Origin of the sequence: Streptococcus sp. 2018110, from assembly GCF_019754115.1 — a bacterium.
GTDB lineage: Bacteria > Bacillota > Bacilli > Lactobacillales > Streptococcaceae > Streptococcus > Streptococcus hashimotonensis.
Genome location: NZ_JAIJZO010000008.1, coordinates 13,385 through 26,263, shown reverse-complemented (window position 1 = coordinate 26,263; position 12,879 = coordinate 13,385). Strand labels below are relative to the sequence as shown.

General features: G+C 39.5%; 23 protein-coding genes and 1 pseudogene. 6 read left to right on the top strand and 18 right to left on the bottom strand.

Annotated features, from left to right (window positions below):
• Window position 1: 1 nt before the first annotated feature.
• From K5Q34_RS06260 to K5Q34_RS06180, 17 genes and pseudogenes are all read right to left on the bottom strand, one after another.
• A complete protein-coding gene (locus tag K5Q34_RS06260; protein WP_221864700.1) occupies window positions 2–196 on the bottom strand; it encodes a hypothetical protein in 195 nt (64 codons plus the stop codon).
• Window positions 181–489, bottom strand: a complete 309-nt coding sequence (locus K5Q34_RS06255) for a DUF3310 domain-containing protein (protein ID WP_079395343.1) — start codon at window positions 487–489, stop codon at window positions 181–183. Before K5Q34_RS06255 ends, K5Q34_RS06260 begins: the two co-directional genes overlap by 16 nt.
• Entirely contained in the window at window positions 489–794 is a 306-nt protein-coding gene (locus tag K5Q34_RS06250; protein ID WP_313770352.1) for a DUF1372 family protein, read from the bottom strand. The genes K5Q34_RS06255 and K5Q34_RS06250 overlap by 1 nt, the downstream gene beginning before the upstream one ends.
• Window positions 791–1,276, bottom strand: a complete 486-nt coding sequence (locus tag K5Q34_RS06245; RefSeq protein ID WP_221864699.1) for a MazG-like family protein — start codon at window positions 1,274–1,276, stop codon at window positions 791–793. The genes K5Q34_RS06250 and K5Q34_RS06245 overlap by 4 nt, the downstream gene beginning before the upstream one ends.
• The gene (locus K5Q34_RS06240) at window positions 1,269–1,505 is read right to left on the bottom strand and encodes a hypothetical protein (RefSeq protein ID WP_221864698.1); all 237 of its coding nucleotides are present in this window, start codon (window positions 1,503–1,505) and stop codon (window positions 1,269–1,271) included. The genes K5Q34_RS06245 and K5Q34_RS06240 overlap by 8 nt, the downstream gene beginning before the upstream one ends.
• Window positions 1,498–2,274, bottom strand: a complete 777-nt coding sequence (locus K5Q34_RS06235; RefSeq protein WP_221864737.1) for a DNA methyltransferase — start codon at window positions 2,272–2,274, stop codon at window positions 1,498–1,500. Before K5Q34_RS06235 ends, K5Q34_RS06240 begins: the two co-directional genes overlap by 8 nt.
• Before the next feature lie 10 nt (window positions 2,275–2,284).
• Window positions 2,285–3,106: an ATP-binding protein gene (locus K5Q34_RS06230; protein ID WP_221864697.1), complete on the bottom strand. Its 822-nt coding sequence runs from the start codon at window positions 3,104–3,106 to the stop codon at window positions 2,285–2,287.
• Window positions 3,107–3,853: a conserved phage C-terminal domain-containing protein gene (locus K5Q34_RS06225; RefSeq protein ID WP_221864696.1), complete on the bottom strand. Its 747-nt coding sequence runs from the start codon at window positions 3,851–3,853 to the stop codon at window positions 3,107–3,109. It lies immediately after the preceding gene.
• Window positions 3,854–3,867: 14 nt separating this feature from the next.
• Window positions 3,868–4,545 carry a GIY-YIG nuclease family protein gene (locus tag K5Q34_RS06220; protein WP_044760593.1) on the bottom strand — a complete coding sequence of 226 codons (678 nt, stop codon included), beginning with the start codon at window positions 4,543–4,545 and terminating at the stop codon, window positions 3,868–3,870.
• 2 nt (window positions 4,546–4,547) lie between these two features.
• A complete protein-coding gene (gene dnaB, locus K5Q34_RS06215) occupies window positions 4,548–5,876 on the bottom strand; it encodes a replicative DNA helicase (protein WP_221864695.1) in 1,329 nt (442 codons plus the stop codon).
• Window positions 5,869–6,165, bottom strand: coding sequence for a hypothetical protein (locus K5Q34_RS06210; RefSeq protein ID WP_221864694.1), 297 nt, complete (start codon window positions 6,163–6,165; stop codon window positions 5,869–5,871). The genes dnaB and K5Q34_RS06210 overlap by 8 nt, the downstream gene beginning before the upstream one ends.
• Window positions 6,158–6,316 carry a hypothetical protein gene (locus K5Q34_RS06205; protein ID WP_221864693.1) on the bottom strand — a complete coding sequence of 53 codons (159 nt, stop codon included), beginning with the start codon at window positions 6,314–6,316 and terminating at the stop codon, window positions 6,158–6,160. The genes K5Q34_RS06210 and K5Q34_RS06205 overlap by 8 nt, the downstream gene beginning before the upstream one ends.
• Before the next feature lie 2 nt (window positions 6,317–6,318).
• Window positions 6,319–6,573 carry a hypothetical protein gene (locus K5Q34_RS06200; RefSeq protein ID WP_221864692.1) on the bottom strand — a complete coding sequence of 85 codons (255 nt, stop codon included), beginning with the start codon at window positions 6,571–6,573 and terminating at the stop codon, window positions 6,319–6,321.
• A gap of 1 nt (window position 6,574) precedes the next feature.
• A complete protein-coding gene (locus K5Q34_RS06195) occupies window positions 6,575–6,763 on the bottom strand; it encodes a hypothetical protein (RefSeq protein ID WP_221864691.1) in 189 nt (62 codons plus the stop codon).
• Window positions 6,760–7,044 (bottom strand): DNA-binding protein, encoded by a 285-nt coding sequence (locus K5Q34_RS06190; RefSeq protein ID WP_221864690.1) that lies wholly within the window; start codon window positions 7,042–7,044, stop codon window positions 6,760–6,762. Before K5Q34_RS06190 ends, K5Q34_RS06195 begins: the two co-directional genes overlap by 4 nt.
• Before the next feature lie 42 nt (window positions 7,045–7,086).
• Window positions 7,087–7,813: pseudogene (locus K5Q34_RS06185) on the bottom strand (phage antirepressor KilAC domain-containing protein).
• Between the two features lie 123 nt (window positions 7,814–7,936).
• Window positions 7,937–8,152: a helix-turn-helix transcriptional regulator gene (locus tag K5Q34_RS06180; protein ID WP_221864689.1), complete on the bottom strand. Its 216-nt coding sequence runs from the start codon at window positions 8,150–8,152 to the stop codon at window positions 7,937–7,939.
• 57 nt (window positions 8,153–8,209) lie between these two features.
• Between K5Q34_RS06180 and K5Q34_RS06175 the strand changes: the two genes are divergently transcribed.
• Window positions 8,210–8,404, top strand: coding sequence for a hypothetical protein (locus K5Q34_RS06175; protein ID WP_221864688.1), 195 nt, complete (start codon window positions 8,210–8,212; stop codon window positions 8,402–8,404).
• Here the strand turns inward: K5Q34_RS06175 and K5Q34_RS06170 are convergent.
• Window positions 8,393–8,605 (bottom strand): hypothetical protein, encoded by a 213-nt coding sequence (locus tag K5Q34_RS06170; protein ID WP_221864687.1) that lies wholly within the window; start codon window positions 8,603–8,605, stop codon window positions 8,393–8,395. The genes K5Q34_RS06175 and K5Q34_RS06170 overlap by 12 nt on opposite strands.
• Window positions 8,606–8,891: 286 nt before the next feature.
• Here K5Q34_RS06170 and K5Q34_RS06165 point away from each other — a divergent pair, with 286 nt between their 5' ends.
• From K5Q34_RS06165 to K5Q34_RS06145, 5 genes are all read left to right on the top strand, one after another.
• On the top strand, window positions 8,892–9,275 hold the full coding sequence (locus K5Q34_RS06165) for a helix-turn-helix domain-containing protein (protein WP_221864686.1): 384 nt from the start codon (window positions 8,892–8,894) through the stop codon (window positions 9,273–9,275).
• Between the two features lie 8 nt (window positions 9,276–9,283).
• Complete coding sequence (locus K5Q34_RS06160; protein WP_221864685.1) at window positions 9,284–10,030, top strand: ImmA/IrrE family metallo-endopeptidase; 747 nt, start codon at window positions 9,284–9,286, stop codon at window positions 10,028–10,030.
• A gap of 118 nt (window positions 10,031–10,148) precedes the next feature.
• A complete protein-coding gene (locus K5Q34_RS06155) occupies window positions 10,149–11,102 on the top strand; it encodes an Abi family protein (protein ID WP_221864684.1) in 954 nt (317 codons plus the stop codon).
• A gap of 14 nt (window positions 11,103–11,116) precedes the next feature.
• A complete protein-coding gene (locus tag K5Q34_RS06150; RefSeq protein ID WP_221864683.1) occupies window positions 11,117–11,647 on the top strand; it encodes a hypothetical protein in 531 nt (176 codons plus the stop codon).
• 122 nt (window positions 11,648–11,769) lie between these two features.
• Window positions 11,770–12,858, top strand: a complete 1,089-nt coding sequence (locus K5Q34_RS06145; protein ID WP_221864682.1) for a site-specific integrase — start codon at window positions 11,770–11,772, stop codon at window positions 12,856–12,858.
• Window positions 12,859–12,879: the final 21 nt, after the last annotated feature.

Here is a 12,879-nt window from a genome sequence, read left to right as displayed (position 1 = left end):
TCTAATTTTCCACCTTCCTAAAAATATATTTATCAGCAAATTCTTTCTTGTAGCGACATTTGGTCACTCGCATTGCATCGTCTTTGTTGGTTGTTGGCACATTCGGATTGGCACTGTGCAGATATACTGGCACAGCTTGACCATCTTCAAGTGCTATAAATTCTTTAAATTCAAGGATACCTACTGTTCTGTGCATTTCTTTTCCTCTTCCTCAATCAACCAATCAAGGTTCTTTCTTGCTTTTTTCAGGTCTTCCAGACCATTTTTCTTTTGATAGCGTAGCTGATACTTCAAGGCATTTCCCAGATGAAAACCTTTCAGCTGTTCTGGTGTCATGAAGTTTCTAAGCACATCAATTGACTCCATGCCATAGTTGCCTTGATAATGGCTTGGATTGTTCACGTTGTCATGAATAACCCTGAAACCAGTAAACTGACCTGCATCAGTCGGCATGTTCAATCGTTTAGTCGTAAAATCACAATGTGTCATCAGCTCCCACGTCCTTTCAGAAATTCTGGTATTGGATCGCCTATGTTGATTTGGTCATATTGCTCTTTAGTGACCATAAATTTCCCATAGGCTTCAACCGTCACAATGTATCTGCTTTGGATAATCTCCTTGTCCGTCACAGTACCAACCATTTCAGCTCCTGCATTGTCTACTTGATAGACAATAATTTTTGGTTGCTCAATCTTGGCATCTAGCTTGTCAATCTTGTAGATGATCAGCAAAGGACTCACGAGGATTGATAGTAAAATACAAAAGTTACCGATACCTGTCAAAGTCTTTCTCACAAGTCCGCCTCCTTCACAAATACTCCGTCAATCATCTTGCCCTTACGGTCCTTAATTTCGTCATAAGCGATTTTTAGGCAAGTGTCTGCTGTGGTGCAATTATGGATAGCGACCGAATGGATGTTGCTATGTAGTATAATCAAATCTGGCTTGATAAGAGGTGTCTTGGTTTCATCATAAAAGATATGCTTATGCAATTTATCAGCTAAGTGACCGAGACTGGCAACCATCAGCAACAGTTCCATTTCCTCTGGTGTTGCTTGAATGTCAGCACCATTTTTGACTTGTAGCTCAAGACCCGTCAAGACAACCTGCATGTCACCCAGGGCATCCTTAATCAAGTCAGACTTGCCCTTGGCAACTCCTTCAAAAAGTTCTCCAGCCTCTTCCATGAGCTTTTCAAATTGCTTGACTGGGTTAGCCTCGTGTAAGTTGCGGTCAATAAACCATTGCTGGACTTTTTCATCAAGTGTTTTAGTCATTTTGTTCTTTCTCCTTTACTTTTGAAACTGTAATCAAGTAATAACAATCAACTGCTCCATAATCAATCCTGATAGCATTTCCACTCATACTTTTGTGAAAACGTGGATTGTTGATAGCTGATGATGTTTTTTGGTGTGCTTTGAGTGCATCGATAGCATCTTGGACCTGAACAAAGTTTCCAAGATAATATCTGCGATGACCATTGAAGATAAAATATAGCTCAATCATATAATTTAATAAAATCCTTATATACCTTGCTAAATATCTCAATCACAAGTTTTTGAGGTATATTTGACCTCTCATTGTATGACTTTGAAAAATGTCCCCACTCGATTTCCTGTTTAATGATTTCATTTTTCAAATCTAAGTTGATATTGCTAGCAAACTTTGTAGGTTTTTGAAGTGGATAATCATAGTTGTTGTACCTTGTAATGTTTAGGTAAGGTAACTTAAATCCCATAACATCCTCAATATACTTCCATAGCCGACCACTTGCAGGGTTTTCAATGATGAAATATCTAGGATTGTACCGCTTGATAATCTCAACAGTGTTGAAGGCACATAGTTCCCCATTGACACGCTTCATGAACTGCCTATCGTACTGATAATTGATATAAGCCTGTTCATAGTCGGACTTATTCCTGATTGTAAACATACTAGCCTCACGCTGTGGTACGAATAAACTATCTGAAAGGTCTTCTTGTTTCCAACAGGCATTTCCTTCATTCATAGTACTTGCGTTGGACCATGACTCGCATGGTGGACTTGCGATTATCAGGTCAGGTTTTGGTAATTTATCCAAAGTATCAAATAGAGTGTTGTCCCCGAAAAGCCTACCATAGTCAGCTAAATTCAAGTTGATAATGTGATTGTTCTTGTTTTCTATGTCTATCCCAATCGGATAGATATCAATGTTCGCCCCCCCTGAACGTTTAAGTGTAGCAGCTCCTTTTGTGTAGGAACCATTGCCACTATCAAAGAGAGCCCAAACCGTCATAGCTTCAATATCAATACCTCCTATCTTCCGTCTCTTTCGGATATACAAAGCTATTCCCAACCACACCTTCCAAAATCCGACTGGACAAAGCACCGTTGCCATAATCATCTGCATACAAGGTTTTGATTTCCTTGCTGGTCAGATTCGTATTGATGATCGTGTTGCTCCGTTTATCCAAAATCTCGTAGAGAATCTGATGTGTCCACTCGTTATTCCGAGTGTCAGCCTTCCGACTCTCTTTCCCAAGGTCGTCCAGGAAGAGAAAATCAACCTTGCTGAGTAATTCAATCATCTCAGCCTGTGAGTACCCATTGTCTGTGTGGAAGCTCTCTTTGATTTTTGTGAAGAGAGTGACAAGTGATACAAAGAGTACCGACCTCGGATGTCCGTAAGCCTTGAATTGCTCGTTCATGTACTTGGCCAATCCGTATGTCAGATGACTCTTGCCAACCCCTGACGGCCCAGTCACAATGGCATTGCCAAAGCCCTCATGCCGATAAAATTGCTCAATCCTCTTGGCAAAATTGACAGCCTTCTGGTCAATGTCAGCCTTAATCTCATAGTTATCAAGGCTCTTACTTTTCAGCTTGTCAGATACCAGGCTGTCTCTCTCCAAGACTGCATAAGTGTCAGCAAGCTTATTGTTGACCTTGCTCTGACTGTTCAGTTTGTTTTCAAAGGTCTGGATTGCTGCCTTAGTGCATTCTGGACATTGCTTGAGTTCTTCCAACTGTCCCTTAATCGGTACCTTGGTCAACCAAAGCTGACAACCGTGGACCTCACAGGTTTCGTCCAAGACTTGCCTGGTCTGAAAATTTTTGAATGGATTCATCTAAAAGCCCAACCTTTCGTCGACTGATTCTGGAGTGGTCCGTGGAGACTGATTCAAATAACCTTCAAATTTGGGGCCAAATAGAGTTTCAGGTCTGAGATACTTCTCATACTTAGTGCCAGACCAGTCTTTGACCATTGTGTCAATCACATGGATGAAGTCATCTAATCTGAATCCTTCGTTCCATCTAGCCTTGATGTTGGTTCGAGTCTTTGAACCATTTGCCTTGTAATTCCTATTGGCTTTTTCATTCAAATGAGAAATAATTTCTTTGTATGGAATTTCATCTTCATCATGGTCTGAAACAGTAGGATAGGTAGTTAAGCTATCCTTATCTATGCTATCCTTACTTAACCTAACCTGTGTCTCCGTTTTGGATACATTTTGGATACATTTTTCATCTGGTTTGAAATGAGCCGTTTTTGACTTATCATAATCTAACTGAGATTTTTCTGATTGGTGCATGGTTGACTGAAAACGATCTGATTGAATATAGTTATGAATTCGCCAATGCCTAATAACAACCACTCCACTATCAAAAGGAAGTAGGAAACCTTTTGCGATTAGTAGCTTCATGTCATCGTCACTTGCTCCGATAGTTCGTTGAATTGTTCTAGCCTTATCAATAAACCCCTCATCATCTGCACCCATGTTCAGGTGAAAGTATAGAGCCTGCGATGATAAAGGCATTTCAAGAAAACGGTCAGTCTCAGTAATTTTCTTACTGAACATTCTGCGTTGTGCCATTTTTCACTCCTTTCTTAATTTCTTGTGTTGTACCCATAGTCTGGATTTGTAGCATTGTATTCAGAGATATATTGGCTTTCTAAATCCAATAAATCTCTTTCAGTTCCATCTTTCAGTGCATCCAGTACCTCATAAGTCCAATCTGTGATGTTACTCTCTTTCATAACTTCATGGAAATAGCTACCTGATTGAGCTTTGAAATGCTGGAACCAACGAAAAATTGGATGATTGATGGTTTTGCCAATATAAACTTTGCCTGTTGCCTTATGAGTGATTTTGTAGATAAATCCAATCACCCCTCCGCTTTTGTAAGTCCGTTCATCCTCTGCTAACCTATTAGCGTAAAAAGTTTCTTCATGCTCTAAGCAACAAAAATAATAGCCACTGTAGTTATTATTTTTAATATCAATACGATTAACAGGGTTTTGACCACAAAATCGACAAGGGATTTGTTCTGTCCAAAACTTTTCCCAATATTCTCCAAGTTCATAAACATTGACATAGAACAACTCGCCATTAACAGTCCTCTGAGGTACCTTCTCGGAAAAATATTCTGGATAATCCTCTTTAATTTTTGCCAAAACATCCCTTTTTGTGTCAATGTTAAAATACAGCCTACGTTCAACTTGTTCTGAATAAAAATCCTCTTTGTTTGATTTTCTGTGGTTTATTCGTACAAACCAGTTTGGCATCCTCATTCCTCCGCATTTGTAAATTTGGTGTATTCCTTATGGAAGTACATCTTGACTGTTCCAAGGTCACCATGCCTGTTCTTCTTGATAATCAGCTCAGTTAAGTTCTTTTCTGGCTGATCGTCCTTTTTGTCCTGGTAATAATCATCACGATATAGGAAGGCTACAATATCAGCATCTTGCTCAATACTGCCCGACTCTCTCAAATCGCTCATGATTGGCCGTTTGTCCTGCCTTTGTTCAACGCTACGAGAAAGCTGTGACAGAGCAATGACAGGCACTTTCAATTCCTTGGCGATAATCTTCAACTGACGGGAAATCTCAGACACTTCCTGTTGTCTATTGTCTGACCGCGACCCTTGTATCAACTGCAGATAATCAATGACTATCAGGCCTAGTCCTCCTGTTGCTTGAGCTAGCTTTCTAGCTCGTGATCTGATTTCAGCTATTCTGATGCCAGCCGTATCATCAATATAGATTGGTGCTTCTGCTAGTTGCCCTTGGGCATAAATCAACCGTTGCCATTCAATCGGTGTCAGCTTCCCTGTCCTGATGTGATAGCTCTTGATAGTGCCTTCAGCTGCAAGCATACGCTCCACCAAGCTCTCTGCACCCATTTCCAAAGAGAATATGGCCACAGGCTTATTGGATTTGCATGCTACGTTCTGGGCAATGTTGAGGGCAAATGCCGTCTTTCCCATTGCAGGTCTAGCCGCCAAGATAAACAACTGGTCCTCATGCAAGCCCGTTGTCAGCTTGTCAAAATCAGTAAATCCAGTGGCAATTCCCGTCACATCGCTTGACACATTTGAGCGTTGCTCAATCTTGCTATGACTGTCTAAAATCACATCATAGATTGGTTTGAAACCTGTGTTGTGATTAGAATTGCTTGCATTGACCAAGGCTTGTTCCGCCCTGGCAATCAGGTCATTGGCAGACATTTCGCCAGAATAAGCACCAGAAACTGTGTCAGAAAGATTGGCAATGACTTTCCTCAACAGAGCCTTCTCAGCAACTGTCTTAGCGTAAAATTCAGCGTTAGCACTGGTCGGCACAGCAGTGATAATCTCAGCAATGTAAGCCAATCCTCCAATGCCACTCAAGTCTCCTTGGTCTTCAAGAGCGGTCTTCATCGTGACAGCATCAATCGCCTGCCCTTTATCAGACAAACTCTGCATGGTCCGAAAGATGATCTGATGCCCTGGTCTGTAAAAATCTTCTGGTTTCAGATGTTCAGCGACTAATACAATTTTGTCTGGGTCAATGAAGATAGACCCAAGGACTGCCTGCTCAGCTAAAATATCTTGAGGTGGACTGTGTAGATCATTCATTGTCTTCCTCTACTTTCTGATTTGAGTTTTTCTCCATTAGCTCAACAATCTTTGTCAGCGTATTTTTGTGTAGAGTGATATAGTTATTTTTCTTGATTTGGCTCGCGAAAATACAAATACGCTTACCAAAGTAGTTACATTTTTCGGTTTCTCTGTACCGCTCATCTTGTGTTATCTGTTCCTTATTTGCGAAGCTGAAAAGAATCACTTCGTCCGACTCTCTCCACTCTTCACTCAGGCACTTAGACAGACTTTCAAGTGCCAATTGAAGCATAAAATCTTTAGCCATTAAATTGCTCCTCCCACATCTCAGCATTTACACCTTTATTAAACAAATCCTGCTGATAAATTCTAGCCTTCTGCCAGGTATCAAATGACCGTTTTTGGTAAAATCTATAACCACGCTTGGTCTTGGTCTTCTTTGCCACAACCCAAACCATAGCTAGACCTCACGATCTGCCAACAGTTCCGCCTGGCACTTGTTGACATTCTCCAAGAAGGCGATCCGTATGCGTAGCTCATCAATCAGCCTAGCCTGACCGATACATTCCTGATTTTTCAGCAAAGCCAGTTTTTTGTATTCCTTGGCTGTATGCCTAGCGTTAGCCAATTCACGTTCCAACTCATGTTGACTTTGAGGGATATAGTCATCTTCCTCAATGCTCATAAACTTCCTCATCATGTTCCAAAATTTCATATCATCCTCCATAGTAGGTCCTAATCTGCAAGTATCTCAAATTTCGCTCTGGTTGCTTCTTTTCAATCACAGGCTCTTTGACCTCTATTTCAATCTCTACAGGCTTACGGATCAGCCATATTAAGATTGGGGTCAAAATAGCAATAAATACCAAACCCTGTTCAGTCGTCAACATCAATTCTTCTGTCATATCGCAGTCCTTTGCCAATTATTGTGGTACCATTCGATGACGGCATCACGAGGGTACTTCTCGCGAGCGTTTTGGATCCGTGGAAAATCTTTGTGACAATTAAATCTTGCATCAAATGACTTGGTGTCTTTCGTACCAAGCAACATTTCAGCACATTGTGACTTGTTGAGTTCCATTGGAAACCGTCTTTTTTCGTCCGTAACAACGTGCATGACCTTCAACGCTCTGTCCATTAGGGCTGACTCGAATTCATCAACCATTTGTAATAATCTGCTGTCCATGGTATAATCCTCTTGTATGTTTATATTTGAGCCTGATTGCCGTCAGGCTTTTTGCATGTCTTCGTTCAAAAACTTGTTGATGAAGTAAGTCTGACCCTTACCCGTCATCTTGGTCGTCTTGCTGATCCGAATGCTGCCATTAGGCTCATTATGTGTCCGCTCCTTGACCTCAAACAAGCTCATATCCATAGACCTCTGGGTCGGCATATTGTAGCTCTCACCACGTTTCCGAATGAGAAAGCCATTATTACGCAACCACTCAAACAAGCGATTTTGCCCGATATTGTAGCCGTTTTGTCGCAAAATCTTGGCAAAGTCCCCAATCAAGATAGATGTAGCACTAGCCTCGACCGCATTCGCAAACAGCACCTTGGGCTTATCCGCCTCAATCTGTGCTTCCAACTGATGCACCTTCTTGTCGGCCAATAGCAGAGCGCGAGCCATAATCTTCTCTGGACTGTTGAAGTCCTTTTCTATTTGGATAAAATACTGACGAACCTGCTTGCCCCGGTCAGACCGTTGGATCATAGCAATTTCCTTGGCCATGTCCAGCTTGATAATATGGTCAACTTTGTTGTGACCACCGCGACCTGTTTGCTTCACAAAATTGTTAAGCAAAAAAATCTTGATTTTCTGTAAAACCATATTCGACCATTCGGTCAAACCACATTGAGTATGGTGTTTTTACACCCAAAGCCTCATGCAACTGCCGACCAGACACAACAGGCTCTTGATTGTCGTTCACACTAACATTGATAATTTCGTTCATATACTTCCCCTCCTTATCTCTCCGAGCGCCACCACAGTCTCCCACACGTCTAGCCCCTCAAGGCTATCGACTATCAGTTGACTGAGCTGGTAGTTTTTCTTTTGCCAGTTGGCGATTAGCTTCTTACTCATATTCTCCAAAACTTTCCCAACTCTCAGAAATTCTAAGTTTCTTGTTTACTTTCAGTTTGAGGTCATCACTACCATGACCATCTTTTAGTAGTCGACTGACCATTGCTGGTGAAACACCAAGCACAACCGCAAAATCTGACTGCGACCAACCACGTTCGTGTAGTCGCTTTTTAACCAAATCAATCCATTTTTGATGTTGTTGGCTCATATTTTCCCTTTCTATTTTTGGTATAATTGACTTATCATAACGGAAAGGAGATAAGTCATGGATAAGTTTCTAAAAAAACTTACTGACTCTGGTAAGGTGGCAGCTGTCACATTGAAAAATGACAAAACCTTGAAAGTGACAGCTGTCGTGGATAACATCTACACTCTTGCGAATGGTGAAGAGATGTATATCGCACCTGACCAAATTGTCACCATCGCTGATGGTTCACCAGATGAAAAACTAGGCTTCTAGATTGTCATCGTCACGAGCGTCTTCGGACGCTTTTTGAATGTTCCTAAGCTTCCGCTTCATTCGGATCATCATGTCATACTGACCACGACCATAATCATTGAGAGAACTGTATCCTCCAATGTGTTCGATTCCATAAATCACATCATTGATGCTTTCCAAGAGAGAATCAATAGTGTCTGGATTTTGTTTTTGAAGACTCATATTCCCCCTCCTTTCTATAAAATTAGTTAAAAAGTTAGTAAAACTCTTGACATTTTTAAATAAATCATTTAAAATCAAAGCATAAAGAAAACACTTGATAAAACCCAGTTCAATCAATACAATCTGCTCGCCAAAGCTTTTATTTTTTGAATTAGTTTTAACTTTTGCTTTCACTAACTCTTTAACTTACAAGAATTATTTTAAATTATTTATTTAAGTTTGTCAACTGTTTTAACTAAATAATTTAAATATTTTTTGTCAATCTCTTAGAAAGGTTGATATATCAATGTCTATAACATTTGATAGAATAAAAGAGCTTGCTAAAAAACAAGGTCTTTCAATTAACTCACTTGAAGAGAAACTGGGCTATAGTAGAAATACACTGTATTCGCTGAAGAAGCAAAATGCTAGTACAGATAGAATGCAGGAAATTGCCGACTACCTTAATGTTTCTCTAGACTACCTGCTCGGACGGACCGACAACCCACGGATTGCCAGCGATGAACAGAATGACCCTGCTGTTGATAATCTGACCCAGCAAGCAATTGTAATGTTTCGGAAAGAAACAGAGAATTTATCAGAGTCTGAAAAAGAACGATTCAATGTTGCTCTTGCAGGACTAATGAAAACAGCGAGACAACTGATTCAAGATGATTCTAACTGGAAGTAGGTGGTTTATTGAAATACCAACCATTAACAAGGGAGCAGTATTTTGAATATCACGCAAAGGCTTATCAGATACTAAGCCAGATTGGAAAAGACAAAGAGAGTATTCGCTATCAGGATGTCATTAGATATTTTGAACAGCATTTCCCAATTCTCTTTAACTTTCTTGATTATGATGAAATGAAAGAACACTTTCCAGAATTACCAGATTACCAACCAACAGATGCTGATATTAAGTATAGGGGGTTGGTTGCCAATCGGACAGTAACCTTTACAGATAAGGTACTGTGTGAAAGCTGTGCTGGTCTGACTGTCCCAGACTTAGAACTTGGACGGTACATCATCTATATCAATCAACATACAAATACTAAAGGTCGTGTTATCTTTACTATTCTACACGAACTTAGTCATATATACTGTCACCTTAAGAATAATCAGAGTCCGTCAGTCTATATGTCTCTCATGAGTAAGAATGCAAGTGAGAAATATCCAGACGAACTTATCCCAATCGAAAAAGAAGCTGACACTGTAGCTTCAATCCTATATCTTACAGATGAACGAATCAGAAAGGCACTCACAACGAGGGAACTTTTTGAATCTATCCAACGTGAAACCCACATCAGCAAACCTGCTCTACATAATAGATTGATGAATTACTTAATCTATAATTTACAGTACGCTGAAAGCTATGCCTTGAAGTTGGTCATGAACTATCGACAAGGTGGGGATCAAATTTTTAATATTCTACGATTACAATAAATTTGACAATTGAAACACACCATGATACAATAGAGACAATCGAAGTGAATGCTCCCCCCTGGGAGCCCTAAAGAGCTATTGTGTCCGCACAGTAGCTCTTTTTGATTTTGAGGTAAATATGCTGACTAAACCATTCAAAACTATTGATGAACAGATTGAGATTCTAAAGTCCAGAAACCTCACTTTCCTGCATGAGCCTTCAGCCAAAAGGATATTGGCTACTGTTGGTTACTACGAACTTATCAACGGTTACAAGGATATTGGTATTCAGACAGGTGAGACTTTCAAAGACGGCTTTACATTTGAACAACTTTTCCATGTTTTTAATATGGACAAAGAAATTCGCTCAGCAGTCAATGCCGCTATACTTGAAATAGAAGCTCATCTAAGAACCGCCCTATCCTATACTGTAGCCAAACACTACACCGCAGACCAGAATATCTATCTGAACAGAGAAAACTACGAAAGAGGGGATGATAAATTTCAAACTTCTCAACGAGACAAGTTATTAAAGAAATGTCATAAGATCATCAACGATGATTCTCATCCCTATAAACATTACCGAGAAAAACACGGAAACGTTCCGCCTTGGATTCTCGTAAAAGGAATGACATTTGGGAACTTGATAGCATTCTATAAGCTTCAAAAAAGCCAAGTGAAATCAGAAATAGTCAGTGAATTAACAGGTATCCCAGTTGAATTAGTTTCTGATGATTTCAAGTCCCTTATTATTAACATTCTGTACTTCCTTTTAGCTTACCGAAATCGTTGTGCACACCTCGGAAGAGTCTTTAATTTTGAAACAACCAAAAATAAGATTCACTACAACAAATTATTCCATGATAGGATGAAAATTACCGAATCTGAATACAAGCAAGGAAAAGGACAATTTGGTCTAGCAACCCTTGTATCAGCCTTATCTTGGTTTTCAACAACTGGAGAAGTTTACCAGGTAGTCACAATACTCAATTTTAAAATACAAGAAGCTATCAACAACTATCTTAAACTCTACCCAGCAGACAAAGATTTTATATATAATCAATTAGGTGGAAATTTGATACCAATCATATAATGAAGGAGCACTCAATGAAAAAAATACTGACAGGAACAATTACTCTATTATCTGTTGTAACACTTGTAGCGTGTTCTCAATCAAATAAAGAGACTACTGCATCAACCAGTAAAGCACAAACAACACAATCAGAGACAACCACACAAGAAAAGGTTGATAACAGCCAATATGACAGGATTGTAGCTGAAATCAAGACAGCTTTGGATCCAAATAATACTGGAGAAGTCACAGTTGAAGTTGAAAATGATGTCATTGATTCTGAATATCCAGACGGACATAACATTATCAAAGTCTTACTGACAGGTGAGTCACAAAAATCAGCTAAAGAAGCTCTGGAGGCAGTCTATTCAAATACCGCAACAACAGAACAAAGCAATGCTATCACATTGCTCCGTATGACTATCTCCGAACTGGCTAAAAAGTTGCCAGACGATACAACGGTGATAAATTTTGGATATGAAGTCTCTGCTGATCAGTATGATTTGATTGCAAAATCATCAAAAACGCAAGACATCATTCCAGTTGGTGAATTGATTGTAGAATAAAAAAAGCCCTACGCTCAAATTTTGGTCGAGGAGAGCGTAAGGCGAATTCGATATAGTAAAAACCTGCTTTGCAGTAGGTCTCTTTACTATACCCATTTTATCAAATTTGAAAGGGTAAATCAATGGCATACTTTAGAAAAAGGGATAACGGATGGGAATACCGTATCTCATATAAGGCTCCTGATGGATCATTTAAGCAAAAATCAAAAGGTGGATTTGCTACTAAAAAGTTAGCTCAATCTGCTGCAAGCAAAACAGAGAGATTACTTAACAATAATGTCTTTGTTGATGACAAACAAACATTTTTAGACTATTATCACAACTGGGCTGAGATACATAAAAAGCCAAATGTCACGCCTGTCACTTGGAAGAAATATCAGCATACAGAAAGCAAAGTCAAGTTGTACTTTAAAGATACAAAGCTAACCGAAATTACAAACAGCATGTATCAACAGGTGCTGAATCAATTCGCCAGCACACACACCCAAGAAACAGTTGAAAAGTTCCACTACCAAGTAAAGGCAGCAGTCAAAATGGCGGTGCACGAGGGCATCATTGAGCGGAACTTCTGCGATTTTGCTATTATACGCTCGTCAGTAGAATCATTCGCGAAAGAAACCAAGTTTTTAGAAATGGAAGAATACACCGACCTAATCCGACAGACAAGAGAAAAGATAAAATATCATTCGTATGCTATTATCTACTTAATCGCTGTAACAGGTATGCGTTTTGCTGAAGCCGTTGGATTAACCTGGGATGATATAGATTTTGAAAATGGATTGATTGATATCAATAAAACTTACAACTACAATACTACTTTTGATTTTGCACCAACAAAGAATAGTAGCTCGATGAGAAAAGTCCCTATTGATGACCAGACTATCAATTTGCTGATTAAGTACAAAGAAAATTATTGGATTGAGAATGATCAAAATAGAATTTTTGCTTCCGTATCGAATGCGGCAGCAAATAAGACAATTAAGAAAATTGTTGGGCGGAATGTCCATATACACTCATTAAGACATACCTATGCTTCATACTTGATTACCCAAGGTGTTGAGTTGATTTCCATTTCCCAGTTGTTAGGGCATGAGAATTTAAACATCACACTCAAAGTCTACGCTCACCAACTTGAAACATTAAAAGAGAAGAGTAACGAAAAGGTAAGAAGGATATTTGAAAAATTTGGGGCAGATTTGGGGCAGACATAACAAAAACCCTTGTGTATCAAG

Excerpts from the sequence above, each read along its gene's own strand:
- K5Q34_RS06165 (WP_221864686.1), top strand. The coding sequence starts at position 8,892 with ATGTCTATAACATTTGATAGAATAAAAGAGCTTGCTAAAAAACAAGGT.
- K5Q34_RS06210 (WP_221864694.1), bottom strand. The coding sequence starts at position 6,165 with ATGGCTAAAGATTTTATGCTTCAATTGGCACTTGAAAGTCTGTCTAAG.
- K5Q34_RS06150 (WP_221864683.1), top strand. The coding sequence starts at position 11,117 with ATGAAAAAAATACTGACAGGAACAATTACTCTATTATCTGTTGTAACA.
- K5Q34_RS06235 (WP_221864737.1), bottom strand. The coding sequence starts at position 2,274 with ATGACGGTTTGGGCTCTCTTTGATAGTGGCAATGGTTCCTACACAAAA.
- K5Q34_RS06200 (WP_221864692.1), bottom strand. The coding sequence starts at position 6,573 with ATGAAATTTTGGAACATGATGAGGAAGTTTATGAGCATTGAGGAAGAT.
- K5Q34_RS06180 (WP_221864689.1), bottom strand. The coding sequence starts at position 8,152 with ATGAGCCAACAACATCAAAAATGGATTGATTTGGTTAAAAAGCGACTA.
- K5Q34_RS06145 (WP_221864682.1), top strand. The coding sequence starts at position 11,770 with ATGGCATACTTTAGAAAAAGGGATAACGGATGGGAATACCGTATCTCA.
- K5Q34_RS06205 (WP_221864693.1), bottom strand. The coding sequence starts at position 6,316 with ATGGTTTGGGTTGTGGCAAAGAAGACCAAGACCAAGCGTGGTTATAGA.
- K5Q34_RS06225 (WP_221864696.1), bottom strand. The coding sequence starts at position 3,853 with ATGGCACAACGCAGAATGTTCAGTAAGAAAATTACTGAGACTGACCGT.
- K5Q34_RS06175 (WP_221864688.1), top strand. The coding sequence starts at position 8,210 with ATGGATAAGTTTCTAAAAAAACTTACTGACTCTGGTAAGGTGGCAGCT.
- K5Q34_RS06220 (WP_044760593.1), bottom strand. The coding sequence starts at position 4,545 with ATGCCAAACTGGTTTGTACGAATAAACCACAGAAAATCAAACAAAGAG.
- K5Q34_RS06170 (WP_221864687.1), bottom strand. The coding sequence starts at position 8,605 with ATGAGTCTTCAAAAACAAAATCCAGACACTATTGATTCTCTCTTGGAA.
- K5Q34_RS06195 (WP_221864691.1), bottom strand. The coding sequence starts at position 6,763 with ATGACAGAAGAATTGATGTTGACGACTGAACAGGGTTTGGTATTTATT.
- K5Q34_RS06255 (WP_079395343.1), bottom strand. The coding sequence starts at position 489 with ATGACACATTGTGATTTTACGACTAAACGATTGAACATGCCGACTGAT.
- K5Q34_RS06155 (WP_221864684.1), top strand. The coding sequence starts at position 10,149 with ATGCTGACTAAACCATTCAAAACTATTGATGAACAGATTGAGATTCTA.
- dnaB (WP_221864695.1), bottom strand. The coding sequence starts at position 5,876 with ATGAATGATCTACACAGTCCACCTCAAGATATTTTAGCTGAGCAGGCA.
- K5Q34_RS06190 (WP_221864690.1), bottom strand. The coding sequence starts at position 7,044 with ATGGACAGCAGATTATTACAAATGGTTGATGAATTCGAGTCAGCCCTA.
- K5Q34_RS06240 (WP_221864698.1), bottom strand. The coding sequence starts at position 1,505 with ATGATTGAGCTATATTTTATCTTCAATGGTCATCGCAGATATTATCTT.
- K5Q34_RS06260 (WP_221864700.1), bottom strand. The coding sequence starts at position 196 with ATGCACAGAACAGTAGGTATCCTTGAATTTAAAGAATTTATAGCACTT.
- K5Q34_RS06230 (WP_221864697.1), bottom strand. The coding sequence starts at position 3,106 with ATGAATCCATTCAAAAATTTTCAGACCAGGCAAGTCTTGGACGAAACC.
- K5Q34_RS06245 (WP_221864699.1), bottom strand. The coding sequence starts at position 1,276 with ATGACTAAAACACTTGATGAAAAAGTCCAGCAATGGTTTATTGACCGC.